The 23,795-nt window shown below is 44.2% G+C and carries 16 protein-coding genes; all 16 read left to right on the top strand.

Going from position 1 to position 23,795, the window contains the following annotated elements; all coding sequences use genetic code 11:
• The first annotated feature begins 46 nt into the window (after positions 1-46).
• The 16 genes from D9X91_RS05895 to D9X91_RS05820 all read left to right on the top strand — a co-directional run bounded on the left by D9X91_RS05895 (position 47) and on the right by D9X91_RS05820 (position 23,794).
• Positions 47-508: a MarR family winged helix-turn-helix transcriptional regulator gene (locus D9X91_RS05895; protein WP_121679655.1), complete on the top strand. Its 462-nt coding sequence runs from the start codon at positions 47-49 to the stop codon at positions 506-508.
• 2 nt (positions 509-510) lie between these two features.
• Positions 511-3,639, top strand: coding sequence for an MMPL family transporter (locus D9X91_RS05890; protein WP_121679654.1), 3,129 nt, complete (start codon positions 511-513; stop codon positions 3,637-3,639).
• Between the two features lie 416 nt (positions 3,640-4,055).
• Positions 4,056-5,027, top strand: coding sequence for a helix-turn-helix transcriptional regulator (locus tag D9X91_RS05885; RefSeq protein WP_121679904.1), 972 nt, complete (start codon positions 4,056-4,058; stop codon positions 5,025-5,027).
• Between the two features lie 66 nt (positions 5,028-5,093).
• Positions 5,094-5,600, top strand: a complete 507-nt coding sequence (locus tag D9X91_RS05880) for a DinB family protein (RefSeq protein WP_158598248.1) — start codon at positions 5,094-5,096, stop codon at positions 5,598-5,600.
• A 225-nt stretch (positions 5,601-5,825) separates the two neighbouring features.
• A complete protein-coding gene (locus D9X91_RS05875; protein WP_158598247.1) occupies positions 5,826-6,779 on the top strand; it encodes a sugar ABC transporter substrate-binding protein in 954 nt (317 codons plus the stop codon).
• Complete coding sequence (locus tag D9X91_RS05870) at positions 6,776-8,224, top strand: sensor histidine kinase (protein WP_121679651.1); 1,449 nt, start codon at positions 6,776-6,778, stop codon at positions 8,222-8,224. The genes D9X91_RS05875 and D9X91_RS05870 overlap by 4 nt, the downstream gene beginning before the upstream one ends.
• The gene (locus tag D9X91_RS05865; RefSeq protein ID WP_121679650.1) at positions 8,221-9,768 is read left to right on the top strand and encodes a response regulator; all 1,548 of its coding nucleotides are present in this window, start codon (positions 8,221-8,223) and stop codon (positions 9,766-9,768) included. Before D9X91_RS05870 ends, D9X91_RS05865 begins: the two co-directional genes overlap by 4 nt.
• A gap of 130 nt (positions 9,769-9,898) precedes the next feature.
• Positions 9,899-10,951 (top strand): D-xylose ABC transporter substrate-binding protein, encoded by a 1,053-nt coding sequence (gene xylF, locus D9X91_RS05860; RefSeq protein ID WP_121679649.1) that lies wholly within the window; start codon positions 9,899-9,901, stop codon positions 10,949-10,951.
• A gap of 131 nt (positions 10,952-11,082) precedes the next feature.
• A complete protein-coding gene (locus D9X91_RS05855; RefSeq protein WP_121679903.1) occupies positions 11,083-12,588 on the top strand; it encodes a xylose ABC transporter ATP-binding protein in 1,506 nt (501 codons plus the stop codon).
• Positions 12,585-13,775 carry a sugar ABC transporter permease gene (locus tag D9X91_RS05850; protein WP_121679648.1) on the top strand — a complete coding sequence of 397 codons (1,191 nt, stop codon included), beginning with the start codon at positions 12,585-12,587 and terminating at the stop codon, positions 13,773-13,775. The genes D9X91_RS05855 and D9X91_RS05850 overlap by 4 nt, the downstream gene beginning before the upstream one ends.
• Before the next feature lie 374 nt (positions 13,776-14,149).
• Positions 14,150-14,818, top strand: a complete 669-nt coding sequence (locus D9X91_RS05845) for a carboxylesterase family protein (protein ID WP_121679647.1) — start codon at positions 14,150-14,152, stop codon at positions 14,816-14,818.
• A gap of 253 nt (positions 14,819-15,071) precedes the next feature.
• On the top strand, positions 15,072-16,043 hold the full coding sequence (locus D9X91_RS05840) for a LacI family DNA-binding transcriptional regulator (RefSeq protein ID WP_121679646.1): 972 nt from the start codon (positions 15,072-15,074) through the stop codon (positions 16,041-16,043).
• A 15-nt stretch (positions 16,044-16,058) separates the two neighbouring features.
• Positions 16,059-18,428, top strand: coding sequence for a beta-galactosidase (locus tag D9X91_RS05835; RefSeq protein WP_121679645.1), 2,370 nt, complete (start codon positions 16,059-16,061; stop codon positions 18,426-18,428).
• Positions 18,429-18,578: 150 nt separating this feature from the next.
• Positions 18,579-19,937, top strand: coding sequence for an ABC transporter substrate-binding protein (locus D9X91_RS05830; protein ID WP_121679644.1), 1,359 nt, complete (start codon positions 18,579-18,581; stop codon positions 19,935-19,937).
• 28 nt (positions 19,938-19,965) lie between these two features.
• Positions 19,966-22,917, top strand: a complete 2,952-nt coding sequence (locus D9X91_RS05825; protein ID WP_233569710.1) for an extracellular solute-binding protein — start codon at positions 19,966-19,968, stop codon at positions 22,915-22,917.
• A complete protein-coding gene (locus D9X91_RS05820; protein ID WP_121679643.1) occupies positions 22,907-23,794 on the top strand; it encodes a carbohydrate ABC transporter permease in 888 nt (295 codons plus the stop codon). Before D9X91_RS05825 ends, D9X91_RS05820 begins: the two co-directional genes overlap by 11 nt.
• Position 23,795 lies beyond the last annotated feature (1 nt).

The following is a 23,795-nucleotide window of genomic DNA, read 5'->3' as shown; positions in this document are numbered from 1 at the left end:
ATTGAACTATTAAACAGTAGAACTTTTATTAAAGGTGGCAATGATCATGACGAATCCAACGATCAAAGAACTGGTCGACCGGTACATAGAGCTTTCATTTTCGGTGAATAAAAAAGCCGAAAGCTTGATTAAATGTCAAATCGGAGATGATTTGACCAATGACCAGCATTATATTCTCCGGTATATCGAAAAAAAGGAAGTGTGTACTTCGACAGAGCTTGCCGAAGTGTTTGAAGTGAAAAAAAGTGCAATCACTGCGATCATCAACCGAATGTGGGAAAAGGGGCTCATTCAGAGAAACCGCGATGAAAAAGACCGCCGCGTCATTTATCTGACATTGAGCGATGAAGGGAAGGAACTATTTGAGAAGACTGAGACCCGGATCCATAAGCTTGTCGAACATCTGATCAAACAATTTGATCAACATGAAATCGAGCAATTCATCAGGACGTATGAAAAATTGGAACATGTCATTGCGGAGAGCAAAGATTTTCAACTGGAGGATTGAACATGAGAGCGATCATTAAAGGGAAATGGTTGGTTGTTGCTGCATGGATTGCCATTATTGTCGGACTATTCATGATTTCACCTAATATGGCTGATCTGGTCAGGGAAAAAGGTCAGGTGGATGTGCCGAATGGATATTCTTCGAAACTGGCGAATCAAATCATGAAAGATGTCCAGGAGCAGGAAGGCGGAGGGGATGCGACTCAGGTCGCGCTTGTCTTTCATGATGATCACAAGCTGAGCGGGACAGAAATCGATGAAGCGGAAAAAGCGATTCGTGAGCTGGAGAAACATAAAAAAGAATTGGGCATCACCAAGATTTTGACACATTTTAATGATGAAAATTTAAAGGATCAGCTCGTCTCCAAGGATGGCAAATCCATTTTGGCATCCATCAGCCTCCGCTGGGATGACAGGCAGACTGGAGAAGTGAGCGATGAGCTTTACAATACGATAAAAGATGTAAAAGTCGACCACTATTATACGAGCAATTGGATGATCAACGACGCTTTAACGAAAAGTTCAGAGGAAGGTTTGAAGAAAACGGAAGGAATTACGGTCGTCTTTATTTTGGGCGTGCTGTTCCTTGTATTCAGGTCAGCCATTGCTCCCCTGATTCCTTTGTTGGCAGTCGGATTCACTTATCTCGTTTCACAATCGGTTGTGTCCATCCTGGTTGACAAGTTGGACTTTCCAATATCGAACTATACACAAATCTTTTTGGTGGCCGTACTGTTCGGAATCGGTACGGACTATTGCATCTTGCTGCTAAGCCGCTTCAAGGAGGAATTGGGGCAGCATGAAACGATGACGGAAGCCATAGTTGCAACGTATCGGAATGCTGGAAGGACCGTCTTTTTCAGTGGTGTGGCGGTCATGATCGGATTTGCTGCAATCGGCTTCTCCCAGTTCAAACTGTATCAATCTGCATCGGCAGTTGCCGTTGGAGTCGCAGTTTTGCTCATCGCACTGTTTACGATCGTGCCATTTTTCATGGCGGTGCTTGGCAGGAAGCTTTTTTGGCCATCTAAAAAGGTGGCAGAGCATGGGGAAAGCAGGCTATGGGGAGCTGCCGGAAGATTTTCATTGGGCAGGCCGCTTCTAGCCCTTCTCATCGTGGCGGCGATTTGTGTCCCTTTCCTGGTCACTTATGATGGAAAGCTTTCCTTCAACTCGCTTGAGGAAATCAGCGGGGACGTCCCGGCAATCAAGGCCTTCGATGCCATTGCCGACGGGTTTGGACCTGGTGAATCGATGCCTACCCAAATCGTCATCAAAAACGATGAGCGAATGGACTCTGCCGATTATATCGCTGTCACGGAGAAAATCAGCCAGGAGTTGAAGAAGGTGGATTCAGTTGATACTGTCCGCTCCGTCACGCGTCCAACCGGGGATCCGATCAAGGAACTGTATGTGCCCAACCAAGCAGAAAACCTTGGTGAAGGATTGGGAAAGGGAAAGACAGGATTGGATAAAATAAGCGATGGATTAGAGGAGGCGGGGAGCAAGCTCTCGAAATCGAAGCCGGAATTGAATGGCGCTGCCGACGGCGTAAATCAATTAATCGATGCGACCAGCCAGGTTAAGTCGGGAATATCGACTGTCCAATCGAACCTTTCCAAGATTGAAGACGGGATCAGACAAGGATCTGCCGGTTCTACAGAAATCAAACAAGGTTTGGAAAAGGCAAAAGCCGGTGCAGAGCAGTTATCGGAAGGCTATGGAAAGCTTCAAAACGGATATACCAAAATCGGAAGTCAATTGAATACCGCTCTAGTGAGTTATCAGAAAATCGGGAATGGAGTAGAAGGTTTATCCAGCGATTTTGACAAAATTTCCGATAAAGATTTCACGGATTTAGAAAGCAAATACAGTGGCTTGCAAGGTGAAGATCAGTATAAAAAGATAAAAGGAACCGTTCAAAAAGCCAAGCAGCAGCTTCCAGGTCTGGCAAGCGGATTACAGCAGGCGAATGATGGAATTGTTCAAATCATAGACGCTCTGAACAAAGCAAATAATAAATTTGAAACAGCGAATTTAAGCCAACAAACGGTGGCGGAAGGGCTTAAAGGACTGATTGCTGCACTGGACCAGCAAAAAACCGGGTTGGATCAATTGGCGGATGGCCAAGGCATGATCGTCGACAATATGCCGAAGTTTTCCAATGGGCTGGCGGGAATCAATGACGGACAAAAGCAGCTTTTATCAGCTTTCGAAGGGTTAGATTCACAGTTAAGTCAACTGACGGATGGGCTTGATCAAAGTGTGGATGGCTTGAATCAAGTGTCAGAAGGAATTGGATCGGCGCAGGGCTATTTATCCGGACTATCCGGTTCTTCAAGCATGAATGGATTCTACTTGCCTCCTGAAGTGTTGAAAAGCAAGGATTTTGCACAAGCGATCGATGCCTATATGTCGAAGGATCGCAAAGTGATGACGATGGATGTCATATTCAAGGAAAATCCATATTCGAACGAAGCGATCAGCAAGGTGGATAACATAAAATCAGCAGTGAAGAGATCGGTGAAAGGAACAAAGCTTGAGAATGCGGTAGTGGCTGTCGGCGGGATCACAAGCACAAATGCCGACTTGAACAAGATGTCGAATAATGATTATTCGCGTACGGTTGTGTTGATGCTTCTAGGAATCGGAATCATCCTTGTGTTCCTTTTCCGCTCCATCATTATGCCAATCTATATCATCGGATCGCTCATCTTGACGTACTATACATCGATGGCGATGAATGAAGCCATATATGTAAATTTATTAGGATACACGGGCATAAGTTGGGCAGTCCCATTCTTCGGCTTTGTCATTCTGGTGGCACTCGGGGTCGATTACAGCATCTTCCTGATGGATCGCTTCAATGAATATCGCAATCTATCAGTGGCGGATGCCATGCTGCTTTCCATGAAAAAGATGGGCACGGTCATCATTTCGGCTGTTGTCATCCTCGGTGGGACGTTTGCGGCCATGATGCCTTCAGGTATGCTTTCATTGCTGCAGATCGCTTCGATCATCCTGATTGGTCTATTACTCTATGCATTTATCATCCTGCCGTTATTCATCCCGGTCATGGTGAAGAATTTCGGCAAAGCCAACTGGTGGCCGTTTAAAAGAGAAGAACAATAGCAGATTAAGCCCGCCTCCATCGTGCCTGGCACCAAAGGGGCGGGTTTATCTGTTATTTTTGTATCATTGTTGCTAATTGAAATAAGAAAAAAATTTAATTTCCGCTGCAGGATGCTCGCTTTCCGAGGGCCTCATACGAAGTGAGGTCGTTCGATGTTGGAACACGACGTGCCGAACTTAATCGAACATCCGCCCCATCCTCTCCTCGCTCCGCTGCGGGGTCTCGCCTTGCCCGCTGATTCCTCCGGAGTCTCGCACCTTCCGCTACAATTCAGCATGGTGTAATTATTTTTTTGCAAAGCTGCTAAAATCAACAATTTTTTTATAACAGCTTTTAGAGATGATCAGACTAGAAAGGAGAATATGATGATGGTAGCGAATTGATTCATAGAATAATAGTGAAAGGACCTTCCATCATGTCTAAATCCGATAATATGCTTTCCATTCTTTGGCTCTTGAAAACAAGGAAGCGGATGACCGCCAAAGAGCTATCCGAGGAGCTCGAAATCCATATACGGACGATCTACCGCTATATCGATGCTTTATCTGCCAGCGGTGTGCCGATTATAGCAGAAGCAGGGCATAATGGAGGGTACAGCTTGCTGGACCACTCAATAGAAGCCCCGCTGTTTTTCAATCTTGAAGAGCAGAAGGCGCTGATTCATGCAGCCTCGTTTGCAAAAGAGGCAGGCTATCCATTTGGCAAAGAATTAGAGGCGGCCGTTTCGAAGCTGAAACTATACACCAATGAAAGCCAGCGGACCCGGATTGATCGTCATATAAACGGCTTCGAGGTGATCAGCACCTCCCACTCGCATCAGTTGGAAAACTTTTTGAAGGAACTGGAGCAAGCCATGGTCCGGAACCATACCCTCACCATGGTCTATCAAAAGGGCGAAAAAGACACCCGTACATCGAGGAATATCGATCCATATGGACTGGTCCATTGGAAGAATAAATGGTATGTCGTTGCCTACTGCCACTATCGGAATCAACCGAGAAGCTTCCGGGTTGATCGAATTAAGGAATTGACCAACACCGATGCAGTATTTGAAACTCCAGTCGATTTCTCCCCAAGGGAATTTTTCATGAAATGGATGCTTCCCGACCCATGCGAGCAAGAAGAAAAAGTGCTTATCCACCTTCATGGCAGGGAACAAGCAATCGCAGACTTGTGCCAGCATTGGTTTATCGGAAGAGTCGTGAAAGATTGTACGGATAAAGATCTCTATCTGGAAGTGAGTGAAAAGGAAGCGATTTCCTATCTCCCTTACATCTTTATTTCATATGGACAATCGATTGAAGTAAGGAAACCATCTTTTTTAAAGAACAAAATGATCTCAGTCATTCAGGACTTGCTGAACCACCATCAAAATGGCGATCACTGACAGCGGATGTCAGTGATGTCCAGATATAATAAAGGGAACATCTTTATAAAAGGAGAGAATAAGGGCATGAATAAGAAATTCTACGACTACCATGTTTGGGCGAACAAACGAGTGTTTACGCATTTAAAAAGCCTGCCGGAAGGAATTTGCGATAAGGAGCTGGACAGCGGCTTCCCTAGTATATCCGCCGTTTTGAAGCACATCTATTTAACCGATTTTGTTTGGCTGCAAACGATGCAAGGGTCTGCCTTTGATGAGACCCGGCAGTTAGCAGTCAAGAAAAGAGGACTGATTCAAGAGCTTTCTCTACAAGAGCTGGAAGCTGAATACGAAGTGCTTGCACATAGCTTCAATAAATTTTTTCAGGAGAATAAGAGTGTCATGGATCAAGGGTTTACGGTCAAACATCCCGAGCTGGGGGAAGTGGAAACGACATTGGCTGATTTAGCGCTGCATGTGTCGAATCACGGAACCTATCATCGTGGAAATATTACAACGATGCTCCGGCAGATTGGACATCCTGGCCCATCGACGGATTATGTATATTTCATTTATGAACACGCGAAGCAATAGATTGGAAAAAATATACACATAATGATGCGATCATGAATAGAATATCACAAGCGGACTTGCCGATAATGGTGGGTCCGTTTTATTTTTTGCCAACTGATCGAATATCTCAAAAAAAAAACAAAAATGAAACAGGATGTAAGGAATTTCGTGGTATATGTCGAATTACATAAGTAGGATGCCTTCATACCTATAAAATCTGAGAATCTACATATGGAAGGGGAAACCATGAAGAAATTATCGATGCTTATTTTTGTCGTGCTCATTATCTCTGCCATCATTCCACTGGTCAATATCATAAAAATTTATCCGCTGTTATTCGGGCAGGCGCCAAAAGTGAAATCAAAAGCGCCCGTCTACAGAGCGGTCATCATCTCCGCTCACCTTGGTGATCCGTATTGGGATGAGATCATCGAAGGTGCAAAGGCTGAGGCGAAATCCAATTCTATCAATCTCGATGTGGAGGGCTCCTATCGTGCGAATCCTGAAGAAATCAAAAAGGCAATGGAAGTTGCAATCGCCTCAAATGTCGATGGGATGATCTTGGTCGGCCTCGAGGAGCCGCGTTTCGGAAGCATCATCGATAAAGCCACAGTGAAAGGAATACCCGTATTTACCGTCGGAGCAGATATCCCGACAAGCCTGCGGAAGGCATACATAGGAACGAATCATGAACAATCCGGGAAGCTCGTTGCTTCCAATCTTCGTAAATTATTCTCCACTTCTGAAAAAATAGGAGTCGTCAGCCTGAACCAGGACTCCGATATTGAAGAGGAAAGGTGGAAGGGACTATTTGAAACTCTATCAAAGACCCACGAGCATATCTATCAATATACGAATGGTGATTCACCTTCCATCGAGACGCAGACAAGGGAATTGCTGAACCAATATCCCGATTTGAAAATTTTCGTCACGATGGGGCCGAATACAGAGGAAAAAGTGATTGACGCGATTGAGGAGCGCTACTCTATGAACGGAATAAAGATTTTCTCGTTCGATGACACAAAAAAGGCGAGGGAATTGCTTTCAAGCGGTGAAATCAATGGTGTCCTTCTCCACTCGAGGCTGGATATGGGAAAGAAAAGCATCCAACTTTTAGCACAGTGGCTAAACAAAGAAAATCTACCATTGCCGACGCATGTTTATACAGATATTCAGTTTATAGAGGATAAAAAATCATGACAAAAATACAAAAAAATATTTTGCAATTAACCTTGACGATTTTAATCATCATGGGCTCGTTTTGGTTTTTGACAAGTTATTTAACAGACCAGGCGACAAAAAAATACAATCAAATTTTAGAGAATTACCTTCTGCTCAACAATATTTCCACTCTCAGCTCCAAAAGTCATGAAAGCTTGAGCACCTTGTTGAATGACCCTACTTCAAAAAATAGAGCGAAATATAATCAAGAAAAGCAGGAATTGCTTTCCAATACGAAAAGACTGTCTGAGGTTGAGGATGAACATAATAAAATCATTCTGACAAACTATGAATCCCTGATTAAGAATCAAGTGGAGGCGATGGATCTGGCTAAGCAATTTTCCGATCTGGGTCTGACGGACACCGTGACGAAATATTATGAAGAAAGCCTGCAAATCTCTCAATTCATCGATGATACGACGCTGGAACTCTTCAAGCAAAAGCTGAACGATCAAAAAAAGCTTTACAAGGCCATGATGGAGCTGAGCAAAAACTTACAGCGATTGGGGATGTGGACACTGACGCTTGTTTTATTCCTCTCCTTGCTGTTCTCCTATTGGTTTTCAAAAGGAATGACAAAATCGATATTCGAGTTGACCGGTGCGGTGAAAGAAATATCTGCCGGCAATCTGGATCGTACGGTGCAGATCGATGGAAAAAGGGATGATGAGATCTCCTATTTGGGACGTGCCTTTGACGATATGAGGCTGAACATCAAGCGGTACGTAGAAGAATTGAAGAATAAAGCCAAACTTGAAAAGGAACTTCAGGAGCATCGTCTGCTTCTAAAGGAAAGTGAACTGAGCCGCCTGCAGAATCAAATCAACCCCCACTTCCTCTTCAATACACTGAATATGCTTTCTAAAAAGGCATATTTAGAGGGAGCGGGTGAAACGAGTGAGCTGATTACATCTGTTGCAAGTGTTTTGAGGTACAACCTCCATGGGAATGACCGGACGGTGCTTCTCCGTGAAGAAATCGTCCTTTTAGAGGAGTATTTAACGATTTTGAAGGCGAGGTTCACCAATCGGATCGAATATCAAATCGTGAATGAATGCCATGCGAATATGATGAAGGTTCCGTGCTTCATATTACAGCCGATTGTAGAGAATGCCTTTACCCACGGCATCGAGCCAAGGGAAAGGGGCGGACATATATATGTTTTCATCAAGGACGATGTGGATGGACTACGTATCACAGTGGAAGATAACGGGATCGGAATGAGCGAGGAAAGATTAAATGAGATACGAATTGGAAAGAGGCGCGAAGGTCAAACGACTGGCGGCATCGGATTAAGCAATGTCATGAAGCGTCTGGAGCTTCATTACGGGCAAAAAGGCTTGCTGAAAATTATGTCTGAAGAAGGAAATGGAACACGGATCGAGATTTTGTTGCCAAATGAACAAAGGGAGGATTTAATTTGAAGCTATTAATTGTCGAGGATGAAGAAATCGAACGAATCGCATTGCTGCAAATACTTTCACAATCCCATGCCGAGTGGGAGTTCTGTCTGGCCGAGAATGGCAAACAGGGAATCGATGCGGTAAAAGGATGGGAGCCTGACGTCATTTTGATGGATATTAAAATGCCGCTCATCGACGGTTTAGAAGCATCTGAGAGGATATTAAGGGAACATCCTTTCATCAAGATCATCATCGTTTCTTCCTACGACACATTTGATTATGCTCAAAAGGCATTGCGGATCGGAGTGAAGGATTACTTGCTGAAGCCGAGTAAACAAAAGGAAATCATTCATACGGTTGAAAAAGTCGTCCTGGAGGCAGCGGAAGAGAAAAGGGACAGGGAAAAAGAATTGGTCCTGACTCAAAGGGTAGAGGCTATGCTGCCATTTGTCGAAAGTGACATTGTGACACAGCTTATCTTTGACTATGTTCATGCGATTCATTTGGAAGAGAGCCTCAAATTGGTCGAAGTGGATGAAACAGTTCATTTTTATATGCTCGTCCTTCGGCTCGATGGGGGGACAAAAGAGGAGAGAGCCGCTGGATTCAATGTGATCAAGGCTGCCTTGAAGAGCAGGAATAAATGCTGGTTCGGACCATTTTCCGGGTCACAGGCACCTATCATTTTATTTTACTCCGAACAGCAAGCATCCTATAGGTCACATGCCTACCAATGTACCCAGCATATCTTCGATTCTCTCAAACCCGGAAATGTGGAAGCGACTGTTGGCATCGGGAGGATGGTAATGAATTTGGAAGAGGTCAGAACCTCCTATTATGAGGCGTTGAGAGCTTCGGGTAAGGCTTTTCAAAAGAAGCGGATCAGCTTTTATACAGAGCTTATTGAAAAGGAGGACGATGGGGCATCGATGTGGGTGGAAATCGAACAAAACATCATGGAGCAGTTCTATCTTGGAAATGAGGATCAGATTAGGAGTCTATTGGCGAATTGGATGGAACAGCAGGCAGCATCTCAAACAGCCTGTGAGGAAATCCAACAAAAATTGATCGATTTGTTTGCCATTATGAAAAGGTACCTCGAGGAAATCGGCTATAGCTATACGAAATCCTTTCCATTAATGCCGCTATTGACTTACAGGCATTTGAAAGCAGAACTGAATCAATCGCTCGATCATTTGTTTTTGTTTCTAGAACAGAACAGCCAGAAGCACGAATCAGAAATTGCATACAAAGTAAAAAAATATATAAAGGATCATTTCACGAAAAAGGATATGTCGCTTGATACGCTCGCCGAAGCGTTCCAGCTGACTCCCCAGTATATAAGCAAAATTTTCAAGGAACAGTGTGAAATCAGCTACATCGATTTCTTGACGAAGTGTCGGATCAAGCATGCCAAAAAGCTGATGGAAGGGCAGAAATCGTTGAAGGAGATTGCCTATTTGGTCGGCTATCAAGATCCGAATTATTTTAGCAGGGTTTTCAAAAGGACATGCCAGATGTCCCCTTCCCAATATAAACGCTCCTTGATTGTTTCAAAAAGATAAGCACAATTTTTGAAAGCGCTTTAAGATAGTGCTACTCATTTTAAAAAAGTGAAGGAACTATTACAATTGAACCGCTTTCATTGATGCTAGTCTAATAGTGTAAGAGAAATGAAGAGGAGATGAAGGGGAAATGAAAAGAACAAAGGGATTAGCCATTATCAGTCTTATTCTTGTGCTTCTGTTATCGCTTGTTGGTTGTACATCGGGCACAGATACTGCCGCAAGCGGCGCAAAATCAAAGGATAAAAAAGACGGGAAAATTACGATCGGTTTCTCGCTTGACACATTAGAAGAGGAACGCTGGCAAAAAGATAGGGACTTATTCGTTAAAAAAGCAGAAGATCTTGGAGCAAAAGTAAACGTTCAAGCAGCAAACGGCGATGATGCAAAGCAAATCTCCCAAGCTGAGAACTTGATCAGCCAAGGGGTCGACATCCTCGTAGTCGTTCCACATAATGCCGAAGTTGCGGCTTCAATTGTGGAAATGGCACATAAAGAAGGCGTCAAGGTAATTTCTTATGACCGTTTGATCAAAAATTCAGATGTGGATCTATATGTATCATTTGACAACGAACGTGTAGGGGAAATGCAGGCAAAAGCGATCACTGCCCTTGTACCGAAAGGGAACTATGTCATGATCGAAGGAGCGGACACGGATAATAACGCTCATTTATTCAAAAAAGGACAGATGAATATCCTTCAGCCATTGATTGACAGCGGGGATATCAAGGTTGTCTACGATCAATGGACGGATGAATGGGATCCTGCCAATGCGTTGGCGAACATGGAAAATGCGTTGACTGCGAATAAAAATAAAGTTGATGCTGTTGTGGCAGCAAACGACGGAACAGCGGGCGGAGTCGTTCAAGCGCTGGCAGCACAAAACCTTGCAGGAAAGGTACCGGTTTCCGGTCAGGATGCCGAGCTGGCGGCTGTGAAACGAATTGTAGATGGGACACAAACGATGACGGTATATAAACCGATTAAATTGATTGCTGAAACAGTCGCTGAATTATCAATCAAAATGGCGAAAGGCGAAAAAGTCGATACAACAGCTACAGTAAACAATGGCAAAATCGATGTTCCATCCATTTTGCTTGACCCGATCGCCGTAACAAAAGATAACATTGACGACACGATCGTCAAGGATGGATTCCATTCCAAAGAAGATATCTATAACTAATAGCTGTGGTGTACGGGGCTGATTCATGGATGCGGGCAAGGGAAAAGCTGCTCAATATGGATCAGTCCCATCCATTTAGCGGAAGACGAATATGGTAAGGAGGAAATATAAGCGTGAGCATAGCACTGGAAATGAAATCTATCACCAAGGAATTTCCCGGTGTAAAAGCATTGGATGATGTCACCTTTCATGTCAATACAGGGGAAGTCCATGCCCTTTGCGGAGAAAATGGCGCCGGGAAATCTACGCTGATGAAGGTGCTGAGCGGACTTTATCCACATGGCACTTATTCAGGAACGATATTGATCAATGGCAAGGAACAATCCTTTCAATCCATAAAAGACGCCGAAGAAGCAGGGATATCCATCATTTATCAAGAACTGGCATTGGTAAAACAGATGACCGTCGCCGAGAATTTGGTCCTTGGCAACGAGCCCTCCAAGTTTGGGATCGTCAATAAGAACGACATGGTCCAAAGAACGGAAAAATGGCTCAATGAAGTAGGATTGGAAGGCGTCCGGGCAGACACCGTAACAGGGACGCTTGGAATCGGACAACAGCAGCTGATTGAAATCGCCAAAGCATTATCTAAAAATGCGAAGATCCTTATTTTAGATGAACCGACAGCCGCCTTGACCGAAAAAGAAGTAAAAATCCTATTGGAGATTTTAAGGGAGTTCAAGAAAAAAGGTGTAACGTGCATTTATATTTCCCATAAGCTCAGCGAAGTGTTCGACATAGCTGATCGAATCACTGTGCTGCGGGATGGACAAACGGTTGCCTCCCATTCGGTGGCTGACCTAGATGAGGATAAAGTCATCGCCTACATGGTCGGACGAGAAATAAAGGACCGCTTCCCGCGGCTTCCATCCGAGGCTAAAGAATCGGTGCTGTCCGTAAAAAATTATTCTGTCTACAAAGCGGAGCTCCCGGATAAAAAGGTCATCGATAACGTCTCTTTTGAAGTAAGAAAAGGTGAAATCCTCGGTATTGCCGGGCTAATGGGTTCGGGGAGGACAGAGTTGGTGATGAGCCTATTCGGGGCATACCCTGGAAAAAGTGAAGGCTCCGTTGAAATCGAAGGGAATAACGCAGCCATTAAAAATACATCGCAGGCCATTCAACACGGTTTGGCCCTCGTTTCCGAAGATCGAAAAAAATATGGCCTCGTACTCAATATGGATATTAAAAACAACATATCCATGTCAAGCCTGAAGAGTATATCTCCATTTTCCATCATCAATCGGAATGAAGAAATCCTTGGAGGAAACTTTTATAAGCAAAAGCTTCGTGTGAAAGCACCGACCATCGAAACAGTCGTCGGGACTTTAAGCGGTGGGAACCAGCAAAAAGTCGTTTTGGGTAAATGGCTTATGACAAAGCCGAAGGTCCTGATTCTCGATGAGCCGACCCGTGGAATTGATGTAGGGGCAAAGCTTGAGATTTATCAAATCATGAATGAGCTGGTGAAAGAAGGAGTGGCGATCGTCATGATATCTTCCGAGCTTCCGGAGGTTCTCGGGATGAGCCATCGCGTGCTTGTCATGTCTGAAGGGAAATTCACGGCAGAATTCAATGCGGAAGAAGCGGATCAGGAAAAAGTGATGAGAGCAGCGACGGGAGGAAAGGTTTCATGAATACAATTACGAATAAGACCAATGTTGATTCAAACGTGGTTGTAAAGGAAAAAAAGGTGAACTTATTTAAGCTCGATATGCGGGCATATTCGATGATCGGGGCACTGCTGGTCATTTGGATTTTATTTACTATTTTAAATGATACATTTTTGACTCCAAGAAATCTGTCCAATCTGTTTTTGCAAATGTCTGTTACCTCCATTCTATCGATTGGAATGGTGCTTGTCATTGTATCCGGTCAAATCGATTTATCCGTCGGCTCACTGGTTGGTCTGACCGGTGGGGTAGGGGCGATATTGAATGTTTGGTTCGGATGGAGCCCGGTCGCTGTCATCGCCGCGACAGTGATCCTCGGAGCATTGATTGGTCTGTGGCAAGGCTGGTGGATTGCCTATCGGGCGGTTCCGGCATTCATCGTTACGCTCGGGGGGATGCTCATATTCAGGGGGGTTCTGACAGGGATCACGGACAGCCGCACAATCGCTCCGCTGACACCAGACCTGAAAATTATCGGGCAAGGCTATATCATCCCGCTGGTAGGAATGATCCTCGGTACGGCGACCTTGATTTTTACCGTATACTATATCATCAAGCAGCGAAATGATCGGATTAAATATGGTTTTGAAGTATTGCCGATGAAATGGACGGCGGCCATGATCATCGGGATTGGCGCATTGATCATGGGATTTGTGTATTTAATGAATTCGTATCAAGGTATTCCCATTCCATTTATCGTTGTCATCGTTTTGGCAGCAGTCTTCACGTTCATTGCGAAGAGTACGGTATTCGGCAGACAAGTTTACGCACTTGGCGGAAATCCAGAAGCGGCCGTTCTTTCCGGGATTAACATCAAGCGCAGGATCCTGATGGTATTTGTCCTAGGGAACACGTTGGCTGCAATCGCTGGACTCATCCTTACGGCCCGGGTCAATGCGGCAACGGTAAGCGCCGGAAATATGTATGAATTGGATGCGATCGCGGCATGCGTCATTGGTGGAACGTCACTGATGGGCGGCATCGGCACCATCCCTGGGGCCATCGTCGGCGCATTGGTCATGGCAAGCCTCGATAACGGCATGAGCATCATGAACATTGATTCCTTCTGGCAGCTGATCGTAAAAGGAAGCATTCTGATTTTAGCTGTCTGGTTCGATATCTACAGCCGGACGAAAAATAAAACTTCGTAAAACTCCGTCCCGAATGGGGCGGTTTTTTTATGATTTACTGGTTCAGGATTGGGGAGTGATCTCAAATACTCTTTTTGAGATCTAGTATCCAGCAAAATAAGCTTTCAACAACATGATTGAGACCTGAAATCGGATTAAATCGTCAAAAGGGTGTCCCAAAGAGTCCGGAGGAGACCTAAAATCCGATTAAATCATCAAACCAATGTATCAATTGAGTCCGACCCAATATGACACCACCGACTCATTCACTCTATTTACAGCAGCCACAAGGCCAACCGACCATCCTCCTCGTAAACATCTGAACATGGACAACTTGCAGAATTCACAAAATTGCGATTATAATGACAAGGATAAACGATTAAGGGGAGGACATAATGAGTCAAATCATTCAATCTTTTCAAAAAGACATCCAAATCTTAAAAAATGTGAAATTAAATTATCTTTTGCATGTTCCGAAAGACTATGAAACTTCTACGCAAACATATCCACTCGTCCTTTTTTTGCATGGAGCGGGGGAACGGGGAAGCGATATTGAAATTGTGAAGCGGAATGGACCTCCCAAGCTTGCAGAAGATCACGATTTTCCGTTCATTCTTGTATCTCCGCAATGTCCACTGGAAGTAGAGCGATACTCCAATTGGCTTCTTCATGAAGAAGCGGTCATGGCGCTGCTGGATGAAACGATTTCGAAATTCAGGATCGATGAAAGCCGGATATACTTGACAGGATTGAGTATGGGCGGCTATGGAACTTGGGAGATCGGAAAAAAACATGCCGATCAATTTGCGGCGATTGCCCCTATTTGCGGCGGGGGATCTTCAGATGGGATGGAAGCACTTAAAGATGTACCGGTTTGGGCATTCCATGGTGCAAAAGACGATATCGTTCCCATTGAAGAAAGTGAACAATTAGTCAATGAGTTAAGGCAAAAAGGCGGGAATATCGAATTTACGGTCTATCCAGAGGCAGGGCATGACTCCTGGACCGAAACATACAGCAATCCGAAATTCTTCGAATGGCTGCTGAGCCACAGTAAAAAATAACAAAAGGGGTGGCCCCTCGGTGCCTGGCACCAAAGGACCACCCCTTTATGTTTTTGAATTGTCAAAAATATACGAAAAGACTATTGAAAACGATTACATTAAGATTTATAATAAGCTCATACTTAAAAGTGAAACGTTTCGACAACTTTGTTGTTGTTTTTTAAATTCATATTTTTGAAACGTTTCAATTCAATAATTATCCAAATATTTTTTTGAAAATTGATTGAAACGTTTCAAATAAGGGGGATTTTATTTGGCAACGCTGAAGGATGTGGCAAAGCATGCGGGGGTAAGTGTCTCGACCGCATCATACTCGATAAATGGGAATCCCCTGGTTGCGGTGGACACGAGAAAAAAAGTAATGGATGCAGCAAAGGAAATCGGATATCGTCCAAACGGCCCCGCCAAGAATTTAAAAGAACAAAAAACGAAGATCATTGGCTTGTTTTTGAGCGGTTTTACAGGTCCGTTTTTTAACGACATGATGGAGGGCATTCAGGATGTGGTGATGGAAAAGGGATATGAGCTGGTGGTCAGTTCCTCTGTAGACCGGCACCGAATGCTCGTTGAACGCTACGTGGATGGAGCGATTGTATTAAATTACCACATGGAAGACGAGCTTTTATATTCATTGGCAAGTGAAAAGCTCCCCATTGTCGTTCTTGATCGGGAATTAAATCATTCTAATATTCAAAATGTACTTTTACCGAATAATGAAGGCGCGAGGAAGGCAGCAGAATACCTGATTGAATCAGGACATAAGAGGTTGGGATTCATTGCCGGTTCAGAAGAATCATATGATGGTGAGCAGCGGTTGTCAGGCTTTCGCGAAGAGCTCTTGAAAGGAAAAATCCCTTTTCAGATCGAGGATTTATTAAGGGCGGATTTCACCGAAGAAAGTGGATACCAAGCCATGAAAATACGCATGGAGAAGGACAAATCGGGAATCCCGACCGCATTCTTATGTGCAAATGATGAAATGGCGATGGGAGCCATCAGGGCTATCCAGGAATATGGGTTAAACGTACCAGAGGACATTTCCATCATCGGCTTTGATGATATCAATGTTGCACAGTATTTTACGCCATCTCTCACAACCATGCGGATTCCAAGGAAAGAATGGGGGATAAATGCTGCGCATACGCTGTTCGATATGATAGAGCGGAAACCGGATAATGAGCTGGCTTCCATAAAAGTTGATTTCATGAAAAGAAATTCAGGTTAATGGGGGGATAAAAAAATGATCAATGTAAATGCCGGAAAGATAACGGTCAATGATAAAGATTCCTTCATTTTTGGGGGAGAACTTCATTATTTTAGGGTTCCCAAACAGGATTGGAGAGACAGAATCAGACAGATCAAAGCCGCAGGTGCAAATATGATCAGTACATATGTACCTTGGATATTTCATGAAGCGGAAGAAGGCGCCATAGATTTGACTGGGGAGACGAGGCCGGAAAAGGATTTTCATACTTTCCTCCAGATCGTCAAGGAAGAAGGCATGTACTGCCTTGTTCGGCCAGGTCCGTATGTCATGGCAGAAATCATTGATCACGGTGTACCGACATGGTTCATTGAAAAGTATCCTGAAGCACTTGCGCAAACGAGTGAAGGGGAAATGCATCCTACTCGTGTGGTCAGCTATATGCATCCACTTTTCCTTGAAAAGGTGGAGAAATGGTATGAGGCTGTCTGTGCGGTAATCGCACCATATCAGGCGGGAAATGGAGGACCGGTCATTCTTTTTCAATTGGACAATGAGGTCGGGATGTTTCATTGGGTCATTAACCAGCCGGATTACAATGAATCGACTTTAGCTCAATTTGAAGGCTACATAAGAAGCAAATACAGCGATGAACAATTTGAATTAGAGTTCAATAGACCATCTTCCAACATTCATGAACTCACTCATTCCATTGTCAAAAAGCCAGAAGAGAATGATGCATTCTCACTCAGGAATGAATTCAGTCTTTTTCTGCGCCAGCATTATCGCAGATTCATAGAATACTTGAAAGAATCAGTTGAACAAAAGGGAATAACTATTCCTTTTGTCGTAAATATCCACGGGTTCCATACAATCGATATTGTCAAACGAGGGACGATGTATCCAATTGGGATATCCCAGTTGCTTGAAGCGGCAAAAATAGAAAATGTATTGATGGCGGGAGACTATTATATCGGCAATATCGAATACGACAACTTCATTGATATCGTACTCGCCAACTCATTTACAAAAGCCATCCAATGGAAGGAACAGCCATTGTTTTCTGCAGAATTCCAAGGGGGATGCAGTCATGATAAACCGAGGCTGCAGCCATCGGCATTCGACTTGACCACCCGGTTATGTGTGGCAGACGGAATGAACGGAATCAATTACTATATGTTTTCGGGTGGAGAAAACTATGAAAATATCGGATTGCTGGGGAGGAGGCATGAATGGCAGGCACCTTTATCCTCCAAAGGCGAAATGCGGCCGCATTATCGAGTGATCTCGCATTTGGGGAACATGTTCAATGTTTTCAATTCACCATTGCTGGAGACCAAGCCAGAGGTGGACACCCATTTAGGATTTTATCCGGATTATTACATGACTGAATTCCATGATGATCATACAAAATCGATGATCGACCAAATACAGCATGGGCGGGAAGCATTTTTATACAACGGAATGGCAAAGGCATTAAGAACGAACAATATCATCTTCGACAGTGTGAACTTGTTGGATGAGCAGCAGATTGATCCAGGGAAGGTGCCGACGCTTTGGATTTTTGCTTCGGAGTGGATGGACGAGCCTGTGCAACGGAAATTGGCGCAATATTTGCAAAATGGAGGTCACCTGATCCTATTCCCTACGATTCCGACAAAAACGTTGAGGAACAAGCCTTGCACCATCTTAAGGGACTTCATCGATGTACGGATAAAGGGGACGGAACATCACGGTTTTGTCAATGTTGCCGGAATCGATAGTGTAAGTGCTGCGTTTATTGAAACATATGAAGTCCGGGAAGGGGCTTTCGGGTGGATAGAACATGAGGAAAAAGAAGCGGCTGCCTTCCAGAAAAAGATCGGAAAAGGCATGTTGACGATGTTTGGAATCGGGATGGAAATTGATTTTTATCATAAAAATTCAGTGGTTAAAAGGCTTGCCGAGAAAGCAGGCGTGCATTCCCGCTTCCGCCTTCAGGATGAGGTGGATATCAGTGTCCGGAAGAGTGACGAAGGGACACAGTTCTTTTTCCTCCAGAATTTTGACGAATACGAAAAAGAGACTGTCATTGAATATAAAAATCAACTTCTGTTTGGCGGAAAGAAAATTGTCGTTCCGCCCCGAAGTGGACTGATGCTCCCTTATCAGGTGGAACTTCACGATGATCTGAAGCTGGTATTCGGAACAGGTGAAATTTTTGGATCGGCCAATACCGAGCATGAATTGAAATTCGATGTAAGAATGGTTCAGCAGCAAGAAGAATTCAAATTCATTTCGAAGACTTGGGAGCCGATGAGCAATGGAATGGTTGAGGTTTCTAAAGCATCAAATCAAGAGTTCATTGTCCGGATGCGGAAATCAAATCCGACGGCAACCATTCACTTTCAACTTCAACAAAGGTAGTAACAGGCTATCAAAGCCGTTAATACAAATAGGCTGTTTTCTAAAAGATTGTTTGAAAGAAAAGGATGAATCAACGACTATCAACCTTTGAAATCGCAGCAAACTTTACGAAAAGAGCCAAAAAAAACAAAGGAAAAGGGTGGGAAATGTATGAAAAAGATAGTTTCTGTGGCAGTTTCGGCTGCATTGGCACTTTCTTTGGCTGCCTGCAGCTCAAAGGAAAAAGCGAGTTCTGACAAGGAAAGCAGCAAGGACCCGGTAACCATTTCATTTGCCAGCTGGACGCTCGGGACTGAAAAGGAACAAAATCTGGAGCGTTTGATGATCAAGGCATTTGAAGAAAAAAATCCGGATATCAAGGTAAAAATCGATGAATCCATCAGCACCTCCGATTGGAATGGTACGTTGTCGGCTGCAGCAAGCGGCGGAAAAATGCCGGATGTGTTTGCACTGCCGCAAATCCCATTGGCGCTGTCTAATAATTGGCTGATGGACATCACAAAAATGACGGAAAAGGACAAGGACTTTGCCAAAATTTCGAAGGCGGTGCGCGACTCTGCCACTTATAATGGAAAAGTTTATGCAGTCCCATATGCACAGCATTTCCTTGGATATTTCGTCAATAAAGATTTGTTTAATGATGCAAATCTGGACTACCCCGAATATGGACCTTCATTGCAGGAGTTTACAGATGCAGTCAAAAAAGTCACCAATATCAATAAAGGGATTGCTGGATTGAATAATCCATTCTCCATTTCAGATTGGTATCCGGCTGCAGCAAACAAGGATATGGGCTGGTATACGTATAAGGATGGACAATATTCGCTTGATAGCAAGGAGTTCATCAAAGGTGTGAACCTTGCGAAGGAATTTGCCACAAATGGCTACACGTATGAAACGTTGACGGATGAGCAAAAAGCGAACTTCAAAGGCGAAAACCCAGAAGAAGTTTGGCTTCAAGGCGGAGTGGCTGTGAAATGGGATGGTACTTGGGCAGCTCCTCAAGATGCAAGTTTCGATTGGGACTTCATCGGTATCCCTGGCGGCAGAACAGTCGTAACGAATGACTTTGTCGGCATCTCTAAATCAAGCAAACATCCTGAAGAAGCTTATAAATTTGCAAAATGGATGTCATTTGGAAAAGAAGGATTCATGAAACGAATGAAAATCGCAGATGAAAAAGGAAAGATGATGAACACGCTTCCTGTAAGCACTGACAAAGATGTTTTGGATGAGTTCTTCTCCATCCAAGATGTCCCGGGGATCCGTACAGCATATGACAACCTCGATAATGCGATTGTCGAGCCGGTCAAAATCATTCCTGGCTACGTAGATGCAAGGTTTGAAGGACAAACCGGGGTCAAAGCGGGAGACAATGAGAACGCAACGGTCGGCCAATTGATGGATAGTTTTGTGAAGGGCGACTTGAAAGTGGAAGATTATGCGAAACAACTGGATCAAATGGCAGATCAAAAGACAAAAGAAGCGATGGATTCTTTAAATAAGTAATGCTCAATTTTTCGGGGAGGTTGATTGTATGAAATTCAGAAAATTGATTTGGCTGATGATGATTTTTTTCCTCATCATTCCGCAAGGGTTTGCAAAGGCGGAGGATACGAAAAGCGTCGTACAGCCTGCTCAAAAAGTGGTGGAAGATCGCTATCATACCGTCCTCGAAAATTGGAAAAATGATGGATTGGGCAGTGCCTCGGATTTCGAGGCGACTGTCCATCCGTCAGATTTTAAAGGTATGGATGAAAAGGATTTACTCCCTGAAGCGAAAAGCAAAGGTTATGGAGATCGTGTTTTCTATTGGCATAATCATAATTCTGCCTCGTTTGAGGTCGATGTCAAAGAAGATGGTTTATACGAAATTTCATTCGATTATTTTCCATTAAATAAAGAGGTTGTTCCAATAGAGGGCTCAATCAAAGTCAATGGAGAGTTTCCCTACTATGAAAGCAGGCGGATCGTCTTCCCGAAGAGCTGGGAAAATGTAAAATCTAAATTTGAAAAAGATCGCTTTGGAAATGAAATCATTCCGAAGCAAAAGGCGATCGCTAAATGGGAAACAATCAGTGCTGAGGATGCAAGCCATCTCCAGCCGGATGCATTGAAGTATCATTTGAAAAAAGGGATGAACGAAATCACCCTTTCCAACCTGCGCGGAGAGATGCTCATCGGAAGCATCAAAGTACATTCCCCGACTGAAGTTCCAACGTATAAGCAATACATAAAAAGTCATCATGATCAGCCGGCAGTCGATGAAATGATAACGCAAGAAGCTGAAATTCCCCAATCCAAAAACAGCTCCTATACAAGGCCGATGGCTGTACAGGATGCTTCCGTCAAACCGAATGATGCTAAGCTTCTTTTGCTCAATTCATTCGGCGGGGAGTCTTGGGATGAAAGCGGACAGCGGGTAGACTGGGGCGTCGATATCAAAAAGGCCGGATATTATCGACTCACCTTCAAAGTCCAGCAGAATAAGGAGACAGGCGGACCAGTATTCAGAAAAGTATTCATCGATGGATCCGTTCCATTTAAAGAAGTTGCGCATTATACCTTTGACTATACAAAAGATTGGTCGAATGTGACCTTAAGCAATGTTAAAGGCCATCCATATCTATTTTATTTCTCAAAAGGGAAGCACACGCTTTCACTTGAAGCGGATGCTTCGCCGTATGAAGAAGTATTCAATACCACGAATGAAGTAATGAAAGGAATTGAAGATTTATCGCTTTCGATCAAAAAGCTTACGGGAAATCAAATGGATCGTTCCCGCGATTGGAAGATCAGCGAGTACATCCCAGATATTAAAAAGCGGGTTGCCGGGTGGGAGAAGGCTTTGGAGGATGAAAGCAAATACGTCAAGAGCCTCAGCAGCTCGAAAAAAGATCCAAGAGAAGTCGTGTCTTTGAAGCTTGCTGCCAAGAAGCTAAGAACACTGAACGAGAAGCCAGATGAAATACCGAACCGATTGACAGAACTGTCGGAAGGCTCCTCCTCTGTGTCGCAATTGCTAGGCACTCTCCTGATTGATATGCAGAAGCAGCCGCTTCTGATTGATCGATTTTATGTCCATGGAGGAAATCAAAAGGTTCCAAGTGCTGAAGCCAATTTCTTTTCCAAAGCGGCTTTCGGGATAAAGAGGTTTTTCCTATCGTTCCATTCAGGGACATATACCGCTTCGGATACCGATGATAAGACCATTCAAGTTTGGGTGAATCGCCCAAGGCAGTATGTAGAGTTGATCCAGAATATGGCCGACCAAAATTTCACGCCGAAAACGGGCATTCATGTCAAATTTTCCATCATGCCGGATGAATCGAAGTTGATTTTGGCAAGTGCTGCGAAAAAGCAGCCAGATGTAGCCCTTGGCATCAGCAACTGGCTGCCATACGAATTATCCATCCGTGGAGCCGCTGTGGACTTGCACCAATTTCCGGATTTTGAAAAGTTCAGCAAGCAATTTTCACCGGGGGCATTCCTGCCGATGATGGTGGATGATTCGGTCTATGCACTTCCGGAAACGCAAGATTTCTTTGTGCAATTTTACCGGAAAGACATCTTGAATGCCTTGAACATCCCGGTACCGGATACGTGGAATGATGTTGTGGACATCCTGCCGGAACTGCAGCGTGTCGGGATGAATTACTATACTCCGATAGCAGGCGCTGGTGGATTCAAGCCATTTCAGACAACTGCACCATTCATTTACCAATTCAACGGTGATTTGTACAAGGATGGCGGAATGAAAACAGACATCGACAGCGAGCAATCGTTGAAGGCGATTAAATTCATGACCGACCTTAACACGATATACAGTATGCCGCTGCAAGTCCCGAACTTTTACGACCACTTCAGGTATTCAACATTGCCGATTGGTGTTTCCAGTTTTACGACGTACGTTCAATTGACTTCCGCAGCACCGGAAATTGCCGGCTGGTGGGGAATCACTCCTCAGCCTGGAATCAAGCAGTCGGATGGAAGCGTTGCAAGGTGGGCAACCGGATCGGGGCAATCAGCCATGATTTTCAAAGGGACAAAGGATAAGAAAAAATCCTGGGAACTACTGAAATGGTGGATGTCCAAGGAGACACAGACGGCATTTGCCACCAATCTGCAGACGCTTTATGGACCTGAATATATGTGGAATACAGCCAATATTGAAGCATTTAAAAATTTGCCATGGCCGGAAGAGGACAAGAAGGTCATCCTTGAGCAATGGAAGTATTTAAAAGAAGTTCCGAAGACGCCAGGGGCTTACATGGTGGAAAGGGAACTGAGCAATATCTGGAACAAAGTCGTGTTTGACGGTGAGAATACGAGGTCTGCCGTCGATGATTCCGTCATTGCAATCGACAGGGAAATAAGCAGAAAAATGGAGGAGTTTGGATATATGAAAAACGGAAAAGTTATCAAACCATATCGGGTTCCATCCATTGAACAAGTGAAAAGTTGGGCAGGCGAGCAGGATGAAAAATAAAAAAGACTTCGCACCATTATTTTTTCTTTCACCGTATCTATTATTTTTCATCACGTTCATCATCATTCCGGTGGGTGCCGCCATCCTTTTATCCTTTACGTATTTCAATGCCATCGAGTCGCCATCATTCGTGGGTCTTAGCAATTACGTAAGCCTGATCACGCAGGATGAAGTATTCATGCAGAAGGTATTGCCGAATACGTTGACGTTTGCATTGATCGTCGGCCCAGGCGGGTATATCCTGTCATTCATCCTTGCTTGGGCGCTGGCGCAGATTCCTAAGAGGGCACGGACCATTTTGGCGCTGATCATCTATTCTCCATCGATGACGGCAGGGGTTGCCATGTCCGTTGTGTGGATGATCATATTCAGCGGTGACCAGACAGGTTATCTGAATAGCTTGTTGATCACCCTTGGGATCTTGGTGGAGCCGATCCAATGGCTTCAGTCGCCTGACTATTTAATGAAAATCATGATCTTTGTCACGCTTTGGGGAAGCATGGGCGTGGGATTCCTTGCGATGCTTTCAGGGGTGCTCAATATTAACAGTGAAGTATATGAGGCTGGATACATCGATGGAATCCGCAACCGTTTCCAGGAGGTCATCTATATCACCATCCCTTCCATGAGGCCGCAAATGCTGTTCGGTGCGGTGATGGCGGTTGTGGGGACCTTCCAGGCAGGCGCGATAGGTGTCGCTTTATCCGGGGCAAACCCCACACCGCAATATGCGGGCCAATTGATGGTCAATCATATTGAGGATTACGGGTTCATCCGCTACGAAATGGGATACGCTGCAGCAGTATCCGTCGTATTGCTATTGATTGTTTATATTTTCTCCAAGGTGGCATGGAAACTGTTCGGGGAAAAGGACTAAT

The organism is Falsibacillus albus (assembly GCF_003668575.1).
Taxonomy (GTDB): Bacteria; Bacillota; Bacilli; order Bacillales; family DSM-25281; genus Falsibacillus; species Falsibacillus albus.
The sequence above is the reverse complement of the archived record's forward strand: the minus strand, read 5'-3'. Positions and strand labels throughout refer to the sequence as shown.